Genomic DNA, 16453 nt, shown 5'->3' on the forward strand with positions numbered 1-16453 from the left:
TATATGAATGTTGTTGTTGTCGGCTCTGGTAGCTGGGGGACTGCTCTTGCTATTAAATCCGTATTAGCTGGAAATACCACAACTTTATATTGTCGTCGCCCAGAATTTGCAGATCAATTAGCTAAAGATCTAGAGAATAAAGAGTATTTACCTGGCGTAACATTGCCAAATGAATTAGTATATAGTTCAGATCTTGCTACCTGTATTAAAGGGGCTGATATCATTCTCATGGTTACGCCATCTGTACATGTACGTACTAGTTTAGAGTCTATTAAACCATATGCTCATAAAGATCAATCGTATATACTTTGTTCAAAAGGTGTAGAGCGTACTACTGGTAAATTGCTGACTACAGTTATGAGAGAGGTTCTAGGAACAGTTGGATGTAATCTCGCTGTTTTATCTGGTCCAAATCATGCGGAGGAAATCGGACGAGATTTACCGGCTGCATCTGTTTTAAGTACAGAAGATCTTGATGTGGCTACAATGCTTCAGAAAGCATTATGTAGTCAAAACTTTAGAATTTATGCAAATACAGATATTACTGGTGTTGAGTTAGCGGGGGCTACAAAGAATATTATTGCTCTCGCTGCTGGTATTGTAGACGGTCTAAAGTTAGGGGATAACTGTAAAGCATTACTCTTAACACGCGGGTTGCATGAGATGACCCGCTTTGGTGTAGCCTTAGGGGCACAAAAAGAGACCTATGCTGGCCTAGCTGGAATGGGTGATTTAATTGCTACATGTATGAGTCCCCATGGTCGCAATCGAGCAGCTGGCCAACAATTAGCAGATGGAAAGACGATGGATTACATCATTAATCATACGAATATGGTTGTAGAAGGCTTCTTTGCTACTGACATTATTTATAAAATGGCTTGTGAGCATCAAATTGAAATGCCTATAACTAAGGCATTGTATGAAGTTTTATATGAAGAAAAATCTCCTGCTTTGGCTTTAGCTGAATTGATGGGACGAGATATTAAAATTGAAGTATCATAAATAAAAGATACTTTTAATTTACTGCTTTATATAATATAATTATTGAGTATAATCTTGTGAGGGTTGTATGCGAATTATTGGCGGAACTGCAAAGGGACATACTATAAAAGCACCTAAAGGGGTAGATACTAGACCTACACTTGATCGTGTACGTGAAAGTGTGTTTAACGTATTATCTAATAGAGGTATATTTGGTACTCATGTATTAGATATTTTTTCAGGTACAGGTGCAGTAGCTATTGAAGCCTTAAGTCGTGGTGCAGCACATGCAGTAGCGGTAGACTTTAAAACAGGAAGATTGATTTTAGAGAATGCCAAACATTGTCATGTGGAGGATCGGTTAGAAATCATTCCGAGGAAACTTTCACAATTAAAAAATTATATAATGGGACGACAGTTCGATTATATTTTTTCTGATCCACCATATGAAAATGGATTTATACAAGAGACCATAGATATGGTTGTAGACTATGATTTATTAAAGCCTGATGGTGTTTTACTTCTAGAGCACCATAAGGACGAGGCATTTACCTTGCCTGAATCATGGAAATGTATAAAAGAACAGAAATTTGGTTATACCATGGTTTCCTATTTTGTAAACACAGCTGAAAGGAGCTAAACCTGTGCGTATAGGTGTATGTCCGGGTAGTTTTGACCCAGTAACAAATGGACATGTTGATATTTTTGAACGAGGCAGTCGATTAGTTGATAAATTAATCATTGCTGTCAGCTCTAACCCAAATAAAAATTCCTTATTTACCATGGAAGAACGGGTTGAGATGATTCAAAATTCTGTCAAACATATTCCTAATGTTGAAATTGATTGTACAGGTGGTCTACTTAACCAGTATGTTAAATCTAAGAATGCGACTATCATCATTCGAGGATTGCGAGCTTTAAGTGACTTTGAATATGAATTTCAACGTGCGTTGTTTGCAAAATATTTGGATGATGATATTGAAACTGTATTTATTATGACAAATAACAAATACTCTTTCGTCAGCTCCACAGGTATTCGTGAACTTGCAAAATTTGGTGGTAAGCTAGATGGTTTAGTTCCGGATGATGTTAAGGAAAAACTTGAAGAACGCTTTAATACGGTCCATAATAAATAGGGGTGAAATGTATGAAAACAGAAAAATTATTAGAAGATTTAGAGGTTCTTATTGAATCTAGCAGCCGTATTCCTATGACTACAAAACGTATGGTTGAGGAAGACGAAATTATGCGTATTATTGATTCTATTCAAGAGTCTTTACCATTGGAACTTGAAGAGTCTCGTCGTATTGTAGCCGATAAAGATAAAGTACTAGCTGATGCTCAACGTCAAGCCGAAACTTTAATTGATCAAGCTAAAGACTACATTGCTAAATTAACTGCTGAAAGTGAACTAGTTAAACAAGCTCAAGAACAAGCTAATCAAATTATCAATGCAGCTAACCAATCCTCTGAGGAATTGAAATCCAGCTCCATTCAATATGCTGGCGATGTTCTTAAATATGTGGAAAACAATTTAGAAAAAACATTGGAAAGCTTACGTCAAAATCGTGAAAGTTTGAAACAAACTGAACAACGTACAGAAGAAAACCAATAATACTATAAGAAAAGAAGCGAAGGATTTCCTTCGCTTCTTTTCTTATTCGGCTTATAGGACAAAAAGTGTGTGTAAAAACCCTTATAACACTAGATATTTACTAGTGTTATAAGGGTTTAATCTTTTTTTGGAGAAGTTTGAGGGTGGACAAAAAGTGTGGGTGAAAACATCAATTAACCCTTGTAATTACTGACTAAAATGAGGTTATATCTTCCTATATATAAACAAATATGGAGGAAGAGTTTATGCGACAAATAAAATGTCCTGATTGTAATGAAACATGCATTAAACACGGTGTTTTAAAATCTGGTTCTCAGCGTTGGTTTTGCAAACATTGTAAGGTGGCATTTACCGTTAAAATTAATAATTTAAGTAAAGAGTTAAGCCTATTCTTGAATTGGTTATTCAGCACCAATATTCAAGCTGATATGCCTGGTAAAGGTCGTACATTCAGGCGTAAAACCGCTAAATTTTGGTCCATATGGCCATTGCCACCAAAAGTGGAAGAAGTACATGATGTGGTATATCTTGATGGAATTTACTTAGCTAGGAATTTATGTGTTTTGATTTGTTGCAATGATACTCATGTTCTAGGATGGTATGTCTGTCGTTATGAGCATGCTAGAGCTTGGCAGTGTTTAATGGAACGGATTGCCGAACCTAAAGTTGTTGTGTCTGATGGTGCTAATGGTTTGCCTAAAGCATTACGTAAAGTTTGGCCTCATAGCAGTCACCAAAGATGCTTGTTTCACATTTTTTGTCAGGTTAGACGATATACGACAAGTAGACCTAAAACGTTAGCAGGAAAGGATCTTTATACTCTGGCTAAAGATTTATTTAATGTGAAAACAATGGATCAAGCTCTTGTATGGATTAATGAACTTTCAGCGTGGCGAATGACATATTCTGATTTTTTACGAGAAATGACGATTGATGAATTCGGAAACAAACGCTCTACACATGAGCGTTTGCTTAAAGCCGAATCATCATTATGGCGTCTGATTAGGCAACAAACTTTATTTACATTTTTGGAATGTATTGATATTACAGTACCTACAACAAATAATCGTATTGAAGGTGGAGTAAATGCTCAACTAAGAAGTATGTTACGATCTCATAGGGGCCTTTCACTTGAAAGAAGACTAAAAGCGGTCTATTGGTGGTGCTATATGCACTCACCAAGACCGCTTTCTATTTCAGATATATTAAATTGTATGCCTACAGATGAATCGATTGCTGCTATCTACAAACGGTTATCTGATTATTGCCAAATAGATCGCTCAATACCTCAATGGGGTGATGCTCCTGTTTGGAATGAGCTACATATGTCTACAGATTTTCCAACTTATTGGGATTAGTCACACACACTTTTTGTCCTATAACCCTCTTATTCATTGTAATTATCAGGCTTTTTAGGTTCTACGATCATTGTTTGGTGAGTATTAAAAATAACAAAACCAAGTGGAGACCCTGGTGGCTTTTTGATATTTTTAATGTATGTATAATCTACAGGTACTTTGCTGGTTTCACGTGCCTTACTAAAGTAGGCTGCGTATTGAGCAACTTTAGATAGAATCATATCATCAGGCTCTACATTAAGTCTTAATATGAGATGTGAACCTTGAATATCTTGTGTATGGAACCAAATATCTGTTGGTTTCGCAAATCGATGAGTTAAATATTCATTTTGTTGATTGTTACGGCCAATAAATATTTCACCTTCATCGATGGTTAAATGAATGTAATTTGATTTACCTAATTTATATGATAATGGCTTTTTCGATTTTTTGATAATGCCTGCATCCATACATTCTTTACGAATTTCTTCTAAGCTTTCACGGGTAGTGGCTAATGAAATACTATATAAAATTGATTTGAGATATTCAAGTTTTGTAGTACTAGCATTAAGTTGATATTCACCACTGACCTTACGATTTTTTAATTTAGTATAGAGCTTATAATACCATTGACCGTTTTCTACAATTGTAAGATTTGGCTTTAGAGGAATTGTTAATAATTCTCCATCTTCAGAAAGAAGATTTGGTAATTGGATAGAAGGTTCATATTGAACTTGTAAGTGAGCATTAATCATTAAGATATCACCATATAGTTTATATGTATCCATTTTATTGGTGTCATCTAATTCATCTTTAATCTTTTGATGACGAACTTCTTCTTTTTTTATGGCTGCTGTTAAGATCTTTTCTAGTTCTTTATCTGCAGTGTGAATGGATTTTGTATTATGAATCGATTCTTCTAAGGCTTCTGAAATTGTACTATATTCTTTAAGGACTTTATAATTTTGTAGGATAAAAGTGGCGTGTGCTTTTTTATTATTATCATTAATTAAAGTAAGCAAACCATTACTTTCATTGAGCTTAACTTTTAACTCATATAATCCCTTAGCTAAGGCATCAACTTGCGCGAGACTTAAGTCACTTATGATTTCATTACCACTAAGATTTGAAGTCAATAATACTTCATCCAACAAAGGTTTACCAAAACCGTTAAAGATGGCACGTATAGATTGTTGTACAGTACCATCACCGAAGGAGTTAAGTAAATTTTTGATTTCATCATAATCAAAATCCATTAAACTTACACGATTAGCATTAGGTGGTAATTCATAGTGTAGTTTAGGACTAATAGAACGTTCCCGATTCATTAAAGGAGATACGTGAATTAAAGATTCTAAAATAACTCCATCTTGCACAAAAATACAGTTTGAATACTTGCCCATTAATTCTACATAAATAAATGTGCTCGTAATAGAACCATCCATTTCAAGCTTATCCGATTGGATGCACATGATCCGGTCTCCATTAATTTGTTCTACCTTTACAATGCGGCTTCCTTCAATATGCTTACGTAGGAACATACATAGTGAACTAGGTTCCTTTGGTAAATCTTGAATAGGTTTACTGAGATACATTGCAGGGGTTGCACCAACAGTGATGACCAAGCTTTGATCTTCGTTAAGTGCACGAATTTTAAATAGTAATGTAGTTTTATCTATTTGATATAATTTTTGTATTTGACCTGTTTGTAATCGCTCATTTAATTCTTTAGCGAGAACAGACATGGTAAGTCCGTCTAAATTCATAGTACTCCTTTCAATTCTATTTAGAAGTATAGTTTAGTATAACATAATGCACATATAATTCTTAGTATTTAAACACGGAATGTATAATTCGTGGTACAATAATAAAAACTGCTAAGGAGGATATCATATGAAAAGTATGACCGGTTTTGGTTCTGGTACGGCAACCAAAGATGGCATTACCTGTACGGTAGAAATTAAGTCTGTAAATGCACGATTCTTGGATTTATTTATACGTAGTCCAAAGCAAATCAACCCTTTTGAAAGTATTATTCGTGGATTAGTACAAAATCGGATTACTCGTGGTAAAGTTGAAGTATCTGTTTCTATTCAGGATGCAGGGGAAAGACCTAAAACTTTTACAATAAATAGTGTATTGAGAAAGCAGATACAAGAATTGCTTGTTCAAGAAGAGTTTTATGATGACCCTAAAAAAGTGCCTTTACAAGCGGTCAATTCCATTTCTAATGAATGGATACAACAACAAGATACTCCGATTGCAGAAGATGTGCTTTCAGAAATAGTACAAGAATCTACAAACCAAGCACTAGATGCCTTAATAACAATGCGTGCTGTAGAAGGTAAACATATTGAACAAGATTTATTGTCTCGTATTACTACTTTAGAAAATATAATTAAGAGTATCGATGAGAATAAGTCCGGCGCTGAAGATGCGTATCGTGAGAATATAAAGGGAAAAATTCAAGAATATTTAGTGTCTTTAGAGGCGAGTATAAGTGAAGATCGTTTTTTGCAGGAAATTGCTTTATTGGCTGACAAGACTGATATTACGGAAGAGATTGTCCGATTTACCTCACATGTGGTACAATTAAAAAACACACTTGTAGATGAGAATTCCATCGGTCGTAAGGTGGATTTTATTTTGCAAGAAATGAATCGTGAAGTGAATACAATTGGTTCCAAAGCTATGGATTCAAGTATTACAGAGTTTGTGGTTCAGCTAAAATGTGAGTTAGAGAAAATTAGAGAACAAGTACAGAATGTAGAGTAATAGGAGGTCCATAAATGAGTATTCAGTTATTGAATATAGGCTTTGGTAATATGGTATCTGCTAACCGTGTTATGGCTATTATTAGTCCCGAATCTGCACCGATAAAACGTATGGTTCAAGATGCGCGTGACAAGGGCCTACTCATTGATGCTACATATGGTCGTAAGACTCGTGCTGTATTAGTTATGGATAGTGGTCAAATTGTATTATCTGCAATTCAACCAGAAACCGTAGCACATCGACTTGTGCAATATGATGTAGACGAAGATACAGTAGAATCATAGGAGTACATATGTCAGACAGAGGATTATTAATCGTTATATCCGGGCCATCTGGCGCAGGTAAAGGTACGATTTGTGCGAATATTCGAAAGGAAATGCCTAATTTAGTATATTCCGTTTCAATGACCACACGGGCACCTCGTGTTGGTGAAGTGGAAGGGATTAATTACTTCTTTCGCTCGAAAGAAGAGTTTGAAACTCTATTAAGTGAAGATGCATTTTTAGAATATGCAAAAGTATATGATAATTACTACGGTACACCGAAGCAACATGTAATGGATTTATTGGATGATGGTAAAAGTGTACTGTTAGAAATTGATATTCAAGGTGCTATGCAAGTTAAAGAACGTTTTAGTGATGCTGTATTTATCTATATAGTACCACCGTCATTAACTGAGTTATCTGAGCGCTTACATAATCGCGGTACAGATGCGAAAGAAGTTATTGATAAACGGTTGTCATTAGCTTGTTCTGAATTGGCATTAGCCCATCGTTATGACTATATAGTTGTAAATGATGATCTCGGAGAGGCATCTGAGAAGGTTGCATCTATCTTACGAGCTGAATCCTGTAAGATTAGTCGCAATAAAGAGCAAATTCAATTTATTTATAAACAGTATCAAGAGTCTAAGGAGAAGTGATAGTATGATGGTAAAACCTCCATTGAAAAAATTGGAAAATCAAGTAGATAGTAAATATACTTTGGTAACATTGGCAGCTAAACGTGCTCGTGAATTAACAGATGGCGAACCATGCTTAGCTGAATCTACACATGCAACTGACAAGCCTGTATCCTTGGCATTCTATGAAATTGCCGAAGGTGAAGTAACTTATAAACGCACTAAAGAAGGCATTAAATAAGAACAACAATTCCTTGTATCATTGATACAAGGAATTTTTAAAAGGAGAAGAAAATGCGAGGAAAACATATCATTGTCGCTGTATCTGCAGGTATTGCTGCATATAAGGCAATTGAAGTAGTGAGCAGACTTCGTAAAAAAGGTGCTGAAGTAAAGGTGGTTATGACTCAAAATTCCACTCATATAGCTTCACCTCTTACATTTGGTGAAATTAGTGGACATCCTGTAGCTATCGACATGTTTGAACAAGTACATCAATGGGATGTGGAGCATATTGCATTAGCTACATGGGCAGATGCATATGTGGTTGTTCCGGCTACGGCAAATGTAATTGGTAAAATATATGCCGGTATTGCAGATGATATGCTAACAACAACAATAATGGCTACTAAGGCTCCAAAATATCTTTGCCCTGCTATGAATACAGAAATGTATAACAATCCGATTACTCAACGTAATTTGGAAGGTTTACGTTCTCTTGGCTACCATATTATGGAACCTGCGGAAGGATGGCTTGCTTGTGGGGTTACCGGTGTTGGGCGTTTACCAGAGCCTGAAGCCATTGTAGATTGGCTTGAATCACAGATGTGCAAAACTAATGAACTTGAAGGTATTACAGTACTTGTTACAGCTGGTGGTACACAAGAGAATATTGATCCTGTTCGTTATATTGGTAATCGATCTAGTGGAAAGATGGGGTATGCTATTGCTGAGCAAGCAGCCCGGATGGGGGCTAACGTTATATTGATCAGTGCACCGACATCTTTAGACGTACCTAGTGGAGTGGATTTTGTTCCTGTTGACTCTGCTTTATCTATGCAAAATGCTGTTGAATCTCGATATGGCGAGGTAGATGTGGTTATCATGGCGGCAGCAGTATCTGATTTTAGAGTCCTTCACAAGGCAGAACAAAAAATAAAGAAAATGGAGTCCATGACATTAGAACTTGTTAAAAATCCAGATATATTACAAGGTTTAGGTGCTAAAAAGACTCATCAAATTCTTGTAGGTTTTGCAGCAGAAACTGAGCATGTTATTAAATATGGTCAAGATAAAGTAATTAGAAAAAACTTAGATATGCTCGTAGCAAATGATGTTAGTAAATCTAATGCAGGCTTTAATGTAGATACGAATGAAGGTTACTTCTTATATCCTCATAAAGATCATAAAGAAATACCTAATATGAAAAAATCTGAATTGGCCCATAATATTATGAAAGAAGTTGTGGAATTAGTAAAAAATAAATAACACGATACATGAGAGTCTCTTATGTTTGTAGTTTGTAATTGATAGTGCCCTTCATAAGGCAGAGCATGATTTAGCATTAGAAGAAGCTAAATAGATATAATAATGACTTGCTTTATCACTGTAAATACACTATAATATTTCTGTAACTCATCAAGAGTAGTGGAGGGATAGGCCCTGTGAAGCTACAGCAACCATTCCAAGAGGAAAAGGTGCTAATTCCTATGACAAATGTCGTTAGATGGGAGGGTCTCTCATGAGTACATGAGAGGCTTTTTTTCGTATTAGGAGGATAAAATGGCTGAAAAACATATGTTTTTTACTTCTGAATCTGTTACTGAAGGCCATCCAGATAAAATAGCTGACCAAATTTCTGACGCTGTTTTGGATGCGATTATTGAAAAGGATCCAACTGCTCGTGTAGCTTGTGAAACTTTAGTTACTACTGGTCTAGTTCATGTAGTAGGTGAAATTTCTACTAATACATATGTAGATATTCCTCGCATCGTACGTGATACAGTTCGTGAAATTGGTTATACACGTGCAAAATTTGGCTTTGACTGCGACACTTGCGGTGTACTTGTTTCTATTGATGAACAATCTGCTGATATTGCGATGGGCGTAGATGAAGCTCTTGAATCTAAAGATGGTAATGGTGAAGCACTAGATAAAATCGGTGCTGGTGACCAAGGTATGATGTTTGGTTATGCATCTAATGAAACACCTGAACTTATGCCAATGCCTATTTCTTTGGCTCATCGTTTATCCCGTCGTCTTACAGAAGTTCGTAAAGACGGCACCTTAACTTACCTTCGTCCAGATGGTAAAACTCAAGTGACTGTTGAATATGTTGATGGTAAACCAAAACGTATTGATACAATTGTTATCTCTACGCAACATAGCCCTGAAGTTACGCAAGAACAAATTAAAGCTGATTTAAAACGCTTTGTTATCGATGCAGCATTGCCTGCTGAATTTGTTGATGAAAACACAAAATATTTCATTAACCCAACTGGCCGTTTCGTAATCGGTGGTCCTCATGGTGATGCTGGTTTAACTGGCCGTAAAATCATCGTAGATACTTATGGTGGTATGGCTCGTCATGGTGGCGGCGCTTTCTCTGGTAAGGATCCATCCAAGGTGGACCGCTCTGCGGCATATGCAGCTCGTTATGTAGCTAAAAACGTTGTTGCAGCAGGTCTTGCTGATAAATGTGAGGTACAAGTTGCTTACGCAATCGGCGTTGCTCATCCTGTATCTATCTTAGTTGATACCTTTGGTACAGGTCATGTTGAGGAAACTAAAATTCAAGAACTCGTTAAGAAACATTTCGACCTTCGTCCAGCAGGTATTATAGAAATGCTTGATTTGTTAAAACCTCATTATCGCAAAACTGCAGCATATGGTCACTTCGGTAGAACTGATGTAGATTTACCTTGGGAACGTACTGACAAAGCAGCAATTTTAAAAGCTGAAGCTGGCTTATAATACAAAAGGTCTTAGTAGAATTTCTACTGAGACCTTTTATAGTAAATGAAAGGATATAATGTATGCGTGTCGCAAAAGTTATTATTAATAGAGCGGCCAAACAACTTCATAAACCGTTAAGCTATTTAATGCCTGAAAAGTTTGGTAATGTCTTACCTGGTACACGTGTACTTATTCCTTTAGGTAATAGTCGCGAAGAGGGAATTCTGATTGGTTATGAAGAATTAAGAGAGCCCCCTGAGTTTACATTGCGAAATATTGTTCAAGTATTAGATAATGAACCTTGGTTCACACCTGAAATGATGGATACTGCTCGTCGTTTAAATGAATATTATTTATTTTCTTATGGCGATGCATTGCGTTTATTTACAGTTAATAAAACCCTAAAATCTTATGAAGCGCCTAAGGAAGAATGGCTTGTCACTACACCTGCTTTCACGGTAGAACAATTTAGTGAACGAAAAAAGAAACAACGAGAGTTGGCAAAATATTTACTTGAAGTAGGGGGCGCATCAAAAGCTTTATTATTGGCTAAAGGTTTTTCTCGAATGGTCATTAAACAAGTTAGTGAAGCTAAGGGGATTACTATTGAATCTAGATTTAAAGCTACAAAAACCTCTTTTGATGAACTATTAACAGAAGAAGTAAATATACCATTAACTGATGCACAACAAGCTGTGTATGAACCGATACAAGTGGTGATGAATTCACATCAGCATAAAACCTTTTTGTTGCATGGCGTAACAGGTAGTGGAAAAACTCAATTGTATTTAAAAGCTACAGCAAAATGTATTAGCCAAGATAAAACTGCTATTATTTTGGTTCCAGAAATTATTTTGACAGATCAGATAGTGCGTCGTTTTGTAGAAACCTTTGGAGATGAAGTTGTAGTATTTCATAGTAAATTAACAGTTCAACAACGCAATAATAACTGGGAGCGTTTACGTCGCAAGGATAGTCATATTATCATTGGTGCACGATCAGCAGTATTTGCTCCAGCTGAGGATATTGGACTTATCGTAGTAGATGAAGAGCATGATACTTCTTATAAGCAAGAGGACATGGTTCGTTACCATGCTAGAAATGTTGCATTATGGCGTGGGGAAGCACATGGTTGTCCTGTAATACTAGGTTCTGCAACACCATCTGTAACCTCCTATTACAAAGCTAAGCAAGGGGAGTATCATTTGCTTGAATTACCACATCGTATTTTTGAACAACCAATGCCAAAAGTAACTATTGTGGACATGAAGGAAGAAATTCTTCATGGCAACTATTCTGTTTTTTCTGATGCTATGAGTAGCTTAATTCAAAAAACATTGAATGAACATAACCAAATGATTATTCTTTTGAATAGACGTGGGTACAATACATTTGTTATGTGTAGAGATTGCGGGGAAACTATTATGTGTCCTCATTGTGATGTAGCTATGGTGTATCACCAAGCAGGTGAAGAATTACGGTGCCATTATTGTGAACATCATGAACCAATTCCTACTATATGTCCTAATTGTAATAGTAAACGCATTAAATTCTTTGGATCAGGTACACAAAAGGTGGAGGAAGAGTTGCGACGTCATTTTAAATCGGCTCGCATTGCCCGCCTTGATCAAGACGTAACTAAAAACAAACAATTAGCAGAAGATATTTTACATGATTTTGGGACTCATAAATATGACATCTTACTGGGAACACAAATGGTGTCAAAAGGTCATGACTTTAAAGATGTAACAGCTGTTGGTATTTTAACGGCTGATTCAGTTTTAAATATTCCTGTATATTCCGCATCTGAAAGAACTTTTGATTTACTTACACAGACATCTGGCAGGGCTGGTCGTGGTGATAAACCGGGCAGTGTAGTAATACAAACATATAATCCGTTAAATTATGCTATAATAAAGAGTAAGGCTCATGATTATGTAGGCTTTTACAATGAAGAAATTCAAAATCGTAAAGCCTTAGGATATCCTCCATTTAGAGAGATGATACATATGGTAGTGCGTCATCAGAACAGGGACACATTGGAGACCATTGCTAATCGCATTGTAAGCGATTTAGAGGCTCATAAAGGTGATACCGATATCTTTATTAATGGACCTTATGAAGCAAGTATCAAAAAAGTACGGGATATGTATCGTTTAGCGATTATGATTCGCGGTACTGACTTATCAAATTTAAAAGAATATATATATAATTCATGGATCTTCACACAAGAAGGACTTTTGATTGATGTAGATCCTGTTTAGTATAGGAGTATAAATGGCAGTATTAGATGTTGTGAAAGCAGGTCACCCCGTTTTAAAACAAATTGCGGAACCTGTAGAACATGTTAATAAAAAACTTAGAGCCCTTATCGATGATATGGCGGAAACAATGTATGAAACTGAGGGCGTTGGACTTGCTGCACCTCAAGTAGCAGTGTCAAAACGAATTATCGTCGTAGATGATCATGCCGGTAGTGGTCTCATTGCATTAATTAATCCTGAAATTACACATGCTGAGGGATCTCAAGTGGGACCAGAGGGTTGTTTAAGTGTACCAGGGTATTTTGGCGATGTGGAAAGATTCGACAAAATTTCCGTTAAAGGTATAGACCCTCATAATAAAAAGGTAACAATTAAAGCTGAAGGATTTTTAGCGCGTATTTTTCAACATGAGATTGATCATTTAGAAGGTCATTTGTTTATTGAAAAAGCAACTAACTTACGATTGATTACTGATCACCTAGAGGAGAAAGAAATTGTCTAATCAAAAACAATTGCGCGTCGTATTTATGGGGACGCCTGACTTTTCGGTTCCTACTTTGGAAGCATTAATAAAGGCTGGTCACTCTATTGTTGGTGTATACTGTCAGCCAGATAAACAAAAAGGTCGCGGTAAACAAGTTCAAATGCCACCTGTAAAAGTGGCAGCTTTAAAACATAATTTACCTGTATTCCAACCGGTAACATTACGTTATGAACGAGTACAAGCAGAACTAGAAGCTCTAAATCCCGACGTAGTAGTGGTTATTGCATACGGTAAAATTTTACCGCCATGGCTTATTCGTTTACCACAATATGGATGTATTAACGTACATGCATCTATTTTACCTAAGTATAGAGGGGCTGCACCAATTCATTATGCCATATTAAATGGTGATACTAAGACAGGTGTTACAATTATGCATATGGATGATGGCCTTGATACAGGCGATATTATTGACATAGTAGAGACTGATATTTTGTGTGGTGAAACAACAGGTCAATTATTTGAACGTATGGCGGTGCTTGGTGGCGAAACTATTGTTCCCGTATTAACTCGGTGGGTTAATGGAGAAATTGTGGCTACGCCACAAGATGATACAATGGCTACACATACTGCTAAGATTTCAAAAGAAATGGGGCACATAGACTGGTCTAAGCCTGCTAATGAAATTGCAAACCTTATTAGAGGTCTTAATCCAGCTCCTGGATGTTATACGTACCTCGATGGAAAACGTTTAAAAGTATGGTCTGGTGAAGTGGTTCCAAGTGATACGACTCACGGTTTGATAGATATCCATGGTAAACATGTACCAATTGCTATATCAGCCACAACTATACCTGGTACAATCGTATCTAAAATAGCCGGTTTAGGTGTATTTTGTGGTGATGGAAATATAATTTTATTGACAGAAGTCCAACCAGAAAATAAAAAGCGCATTTCTGCTATTGATTTTATTAATGGACATCAGATTAAGGAAGGTATCGTTTTTGGAGACTCAATATAAGCAGTACGAAACGTATCCGTTATACCTGATATTATCATCAATTACATGTGTCATAATTACTGTAATTATGGGATTTCTAATGTATATATTAGAGCCTGGGCTATCACAATTACATCCTATTGCACCCATAATAAGTACAGTGATTTTTTCTGTATGCATTTGTGTTATATGGTTATTGTGCGCATCCTTGATTATTGCTAGTTTCGGTATACTACGGTTACATCCTATTGTTTTAAGGCTTGCTAACCAGTTTATATATGGATTGTTTCCAGTGTCCCTATTGATTGGTAAAGTGAGAGGGGTTACTAAGGATCAATTGCGTCAGTCTATGATTGACTTAATTAATCATCTAGTGATGCTTGATATGTATACAGTTGATCCAGAACGTATATTGTTATTGACACCTCATTGTTTACAGGAAAGTTCATGTGTTCATAAGGTTACACATGATGTATACAATTGTAAGCAATGTGGTAGATGCCAAGTTGGAAGTTTATTGCAAATTGCTAAAGAGTATGGCTGTCAATTTATAGTGGTAACAGGTGGTACATTAGCGCGAATGAAGGTAAAAGAAGCACGACCAAAGGCTATTGTAGCTATTGCTTGTGAACGTGATTTAGCAAGTGGTATGGCTGATGTATTTCCCATACCTGTCATTGGCGTTTTAAATGAAAGACCTAATGGACCTTGTTGCAATACTACAGTAGATCCTGAACGTGTTCGAGCCGCAGTTGAACAATTAATTGGTAGGAAAAACGATGACTGAAGTTAAAACGAATCAACAACTAAATATTCGATTGCTCGCCGTGAAAGCTTTGAGTGATATTAATCGTAATGGTGCTTATGCCAATATCATGTTACAAGAGTATTTACAAAAATATCATTTATCCGATTTAGATCGAAGATTTTTCACGGAGTTAGTCTATGGTGTCATCCGTAGAAAAAATTATTTAGATGCCATTATTGTTCATTTCGCGAAAAGACCATTAAAGAAATTATCGTCCATGGTTGTAGAAATCCTTAGACTTGGCATTTATCAAATTATCTATATGGATAAAGTCCCTGAAAGTGCAGCGGTCAATGAATCTGTAAAACTTGCAAAAAAGTTAACTAGAGGATTATCTGGCTTTGTAAATGCTGTATTACGTTCAGTATTACGTGAAAGTGGTACTATTTCTATTGGTGAACTTGCTAAGTCTGAGGCTGAAGAAATTTCTTTCATTTATAATCAACCTTTATGGTTAGTTAATTTATGGATGAATGAAATGGGGAAGAATAAGACTATAGATCTTTGTGCTTGGTTTAATGAACAACCTCGTTTGACAGCACGTATAAATACTGTAAAAGTATCTATTGAGGATTGCTTAAAAGAACTACGAGATTTAGGTTGGACTATTGAACAGGACAATGATATTCACGAAGTAGTCTATATTGATAGTCACCAAGGTCAATTAGAAAAAGTAAAACCAGTTATAGAAGGTCATATTACCTTTATGGATAAAGCATCTATGCTCGTTGCTCATGTAGTAGACCCCCAACCAGGGGACCGTATCTTGGATTGCTGTGCTGCACCAGGTGGTAAGTCTATGCATATGGCAAGTCTCATGAATAATACGGGTGCTATTATGAGTTGTGATATATACGATCATAAATTGGAGCTTATGAATCAAAATGCTGAACGACTTGGAGTATCCATTGTTTCAACTAAGCTACAAGACGGTCGTTATTTACCCGATAATTGGAAAGAACAATTCGATCGCGTCTTAGTAGATGCACCGTGTTCTGGACTTGGCATATTACAAAAAAAATTGGATATGCGTTGGCGTAAAACAGAATCTTTACTTACTGACTTGCCTCCATTACAGCTTGAAATATTAGAAAAAGCTGCTGAAATGGTTAAAGTTGATGGATATTTAGTATACTCTACTTGTACTATCAATAGTGGGGAAAATGAGGATGTACTAGAAAAATTCCTAGCAACTCATAAGAACTTTATCATTGATCCTGTATCATTTGATGGATTGCCACAAGCTGTAGAGGGTATGATTATAACATATCCGCCACGAGATCAGATGGATGGATTCTTTATGGCTCGTGTAAAACGCATATCATAATAATAG

Annotated in this window: 17 protein-coding genes and 1 riboswitch; of the genes, 16 read left to right on the top strand and 1 reads right to left on the bottom strand. The window is 36.2% G+C overall.

All coding sequences use genetic code 11. The features are described from left to right. Positions 1-3 precede the first annotated feature (3 nt). The 5 genes from VCHSUH04_RS04610 (at position 4) to VCHSUH04_RS04630 (ending at position 3954) form a co-directional block, all read left to right on the top strand. Complete coding sequence (locus tag VCHSUH04_RS04610; RefSeq protein ID WP_105085550.1) at positions 4-1002, top strand: NAD(P)H-dependent glycerol-3-phosphate dehydrogenase; 999 nt, start codon at positions 4-6, stop codon at positions 1000-1002. A gap of 67 nt (positions 1003-1069) precedes the next feature. Continuing rightward, the gene (rsmD, locus tag VCHSUH04_RS04615) at positions 1070-1621 is read left to right on the top strand and encodes a 16S rRNA (guanine(966)-N(2))-methyltransferase RsmD (RefSeq protein ID WP_105085551.1); all 552 of its coding nucleotides are present in this window, start codon (positions 1070-1072) and stop codon (positions 1619-1621) included. 4 nt (positions 1622-1625) lie between these two features. Further along, positions 1626-2117 carry a pantetheine-phosphate adenylyltransferase gene (gene coaD / locus VCHSUH04_RS04620; RefSeq protein WP_024066177.1) on the top strand — a complete coding sequence of 164 codons (492 nt, stop codon included), beginning with the start codon at positions 1626-1628 and terminating at the stop codon, positions 2115-2117. An 11-nt stretch (positions 2118-2128) separates the two neighbouring features. Further along, positions 2129-2596, top strand: coding sequence for a hypothetical protein (locus VCHSUH04_RS04625; RefSeq protein WP_005386756.1), 468 nt, complete (start codon positions 2129-2131; stop codon positions 2594-2596). Between the two features lie 245 nt (positions 2597-2841). Beyond that, a complete protein-coding gene (locus VCHSUH04_RS04630) occupies positions 2842-3954 on the top strand; it encodes an IS1249 family transposase (protein WP_105085552.1) in 1113 nt (370 codons plus the stop codon). Positions 3955-3983: 29 nt separating this feature from the next. On the opposite strand, the gene VCHSUH04_RS04635 is transcribed toward VCHSUH04_RS04630, so the two are convergent. Beyond that, positions 3984-5699: an NFACT family protein gene (locus tag VCHSUH04_RS04635; protein WP_105085553.1), complete on the bottom strand. Its 1716-nt coding sequence runs from the start codon at positions 5697-5699 to the stop codon at positions 3984-3986. A 127-nt stretch (positions 5700-5826) separates the two neighbouring features. Here VCHSUH04_RS04635 and VCHSUH04_RS04640 point away from each other — a divergent pair, with 127 nt between their 5' ends. The 11 genes from VCHSUH04_RS04640 (at position 5827) to rsmB (ending at position 16447) form a co-directional block, all read left to right on the top strand. Continuing rightward, positions 5827-6708: a YicC/YloC family endoribonuclease gene (locus VCHSUH04_RS04640; protein ID WP_105085554.1), complete on the top strand. Its 882-nt coding sequence runs from the start codon at positions 5827-5829 to the stop codon at positions 6706-6708. 14 nt (positions 6709-6722) lie between these two features. Next, on the top strand, positions 6723-6992 hold the full coding sequence (gene remA, locus VCHSUH04_RS04645) for an extracellular matrix/biofilm regulator RemA (RefSeq protein WP_005386753.1): 270 nt from the start codon (positions 6723-6725) through the stop codon (positions 6990-6992). 8 nt (positions 6993-7000) lie between these two features. Further along, complete coding sequence (gmk, locus tag VCHSUH04_RS04650; protein ID WP_105085555.1) at positions 7001-7630, top strand: guanylate kinase; 630 nt, start codon at positions 7001-7003, stop codon at positions 7628-7630. A gap of 4 nt (positions 7631-7634) precedes the next feature. Next, a complete protein-coding gene (gene rpoZ, locus VCHSUH04_RS04655; RefSeq protein ID WP_060924653.1) occupies positions 7635-7850 on the top strand; it encodes a DNA-directed RNA polymerase subunit omega in 216 nt (71 codons plus the stop codon). Between the two features lie 53 nt (positions 7851-7903). Beyond that, entirely contained in the window at positions 7904-9097 is a 1194-nt protein-coding gene (gene coaBC / locus VCHSUH04_RS04660; protein WP_105085556.1) for a bifunctional phosphopantothenoylcysteine decarboxylase/phosphopantothenate--cysteine ligase CoaBC, read from the top strand. 144 nt (positions 9098-9241) lie between these two features. Continuing rightward, positions 9242-9342, top strand: a riboswitch (SAM riboswitch). A gap of 49 nt (positions 9343-9391) precedes the next feature. Beyond that, positions 9392-10582, top strand: coding sequence for a methionine adenosyltransferase (gene metK, locus VCHSUH04_RS04665; protein ID WP_105085557.1), 1191 nt, complete (start codon positions 9392-9394; stop codon positions 10580-10582). Between the two features lie 62 nt (positions 10583-10644). Further along, positions 10645-12828: a primosomal protein N' gene (priA, locus tag VCHSUH04_RS04670; RefSeq protein WP_105085558.1), complete on the top strand. Its 2184-nt coding sequence runs from the start codon at positions 10645-10647 to the stop codon at positions 12826-12828. Between the two features lie 13 nt (positions 12829-12841). Next, complete coding sequence (gene def, locus VCHSUH04_RS04675; protein WP_105085559.1) at positions 12842-13330, top strand: peptide deformylase; 489 nt, start codon at positions 12842-12844, stop codon at positions 13328-13330. After that, complete coding sequence (gene fmt / locus VCHSUH04_RS04680) at positions 13323-14333, top strand: methionyl-tRNA formyltransferase (protein WP_105085560.1); 1011 nt, start codon at positions 13323-13325, stop codon at positions 14331-14333. The genes def and fmt overlap by 8 nt, the downstream gene beginning before the upstream one ends. Further along, complete coding sequence (locus tag VCHSUH04_RS10425; protein ID WP_105085561.1) at positions 14317-15099, top strand: DUF116 domain-containing protein; 783 nt, start codon at positions 14317-14319, stop codon at positions 15097-15099. Before fmt ends, VCHSUH04_RS10425 begins: the two co-directional genes overlap by 17 nt. Beyond that, positions 15092-16447, top strand: coding sequence for a 16S rRNA (cytosine(967)-C(5))-methyltransferase RsmB (rsmB, locus tag VCHSUH04_RS04690; protein WP_105085562.1), 1356 nt, complete (start codon positions 15092-15094; stop codon positions 16445-16447). The genes VCHSUH04_RS10425 and rsmB overlap by 8 nt, the downstream gene beginning before the upstream one ends. Positions 16448-16453 lie beyond the last annotated feature (6 nt).

Origin of the sequence: Veillonella sp. T14073-2 (assembly GCF_002959875.1) — a bacterium.
Classification (GTDB): Bacteria; Bacillota; Negativicutes; order Veillonellales; family Veillonellaceae; genus Veillonella; species Veillonella infantium.

Bases quoted from the DNA above. Each gene is read 5' to 3' on its own strand.
- VCHSUH04_RS04625 (WP_005386756.1), top strand. From the start codon at position 2,129: ATGAAAACAGAAAAATTATTAGAAGATTTAGAGGTTCTTATTGAATCT.
- priA (WP_105085558.1), top strand. From the start codon at position 10,645: ATGCGTGTCGCAAAAGTTATTATTAATAGAGCGGCCAAACAACTTCAT.
- gmk (WP_105085555.1), top strand. From the start codon at position 7,001: ATGTCAGACAGAGGATTATTAATCGTTATATCCGGGCCATCTGGCGCA.
- VCHSUH04_RS04610 (WP_105085550.1), top strand. From the start codon at position 4: ATGAATGTTGTTGTTGTCGGCTCTGGTAGCTGGGGGACTGCTCTTGCT.
- remA (WP_005386753.1), top strand. From the start codon at position 6,723: ATGAGTATTCAGTTATTGAATATAGGCTTTGGTAATATGGTATCTGCT.
- VCHSUH04_RS04630 (WP_105085552.1), top strand. From the start codon at position 2,842: ATGCGACAAATAAAATGTCCTGATTGTAATGAAACATGCATTAAACAC.
- rsmB (WP_105085562.1), top strand. From the start codon at position 15,092: ATGACTGAAGTTAAAACGAATCAACAACTAAATATTCGATTGCTCGCC.
- coaBC (WP_105085556.1), top strand. From the start codon at position 7,904: ATGCGAGGAAAACATATCATTGTCGCTGTATCTGCAGGTATTGCTGCA.
- def (WP_105085559.1), top strand. From the start codon at position 12,842: ATGGCAGTATTAGATGTTGTGAAAGCAGGTCACCCCGTTTTAAAACAA.
- VCHSUH04_RS04635 (WP_105085553.1), bottom strand. From the start codon at position 5,699: ATGAATTTAGACGGACTTACCATGTCTGTTCTCGCTAAAGAATTAAAT.
- rpoZ (WP_060924653.1), top strand. From the start codon at position 7,635: ATGATGGTAAAACCTCCATTGAAAAAATTGGAAAATCAAGTAGATAGT.
- metK (WP_105085557.1), top strand. From the start codon at position 9,392: ATGGCTGAAAAACATATGTTTTTTACTTCTGAATCTGTTACTGAAGGC.
- VCHSUH04_RS04640 (WP_105085554.1), top strand. From the start codon at position 5,827: ATGAAAAGTATGACCGGTTTTGGTTCTGGTACGGCAACCAAAGATGGC.
- rsmD (WP_105085551.1), top strand. From the start codon at position 1,070: ATGCGAATTATTGGCGGAACTGCAAAGGGACATACTATAAAAGCACCT.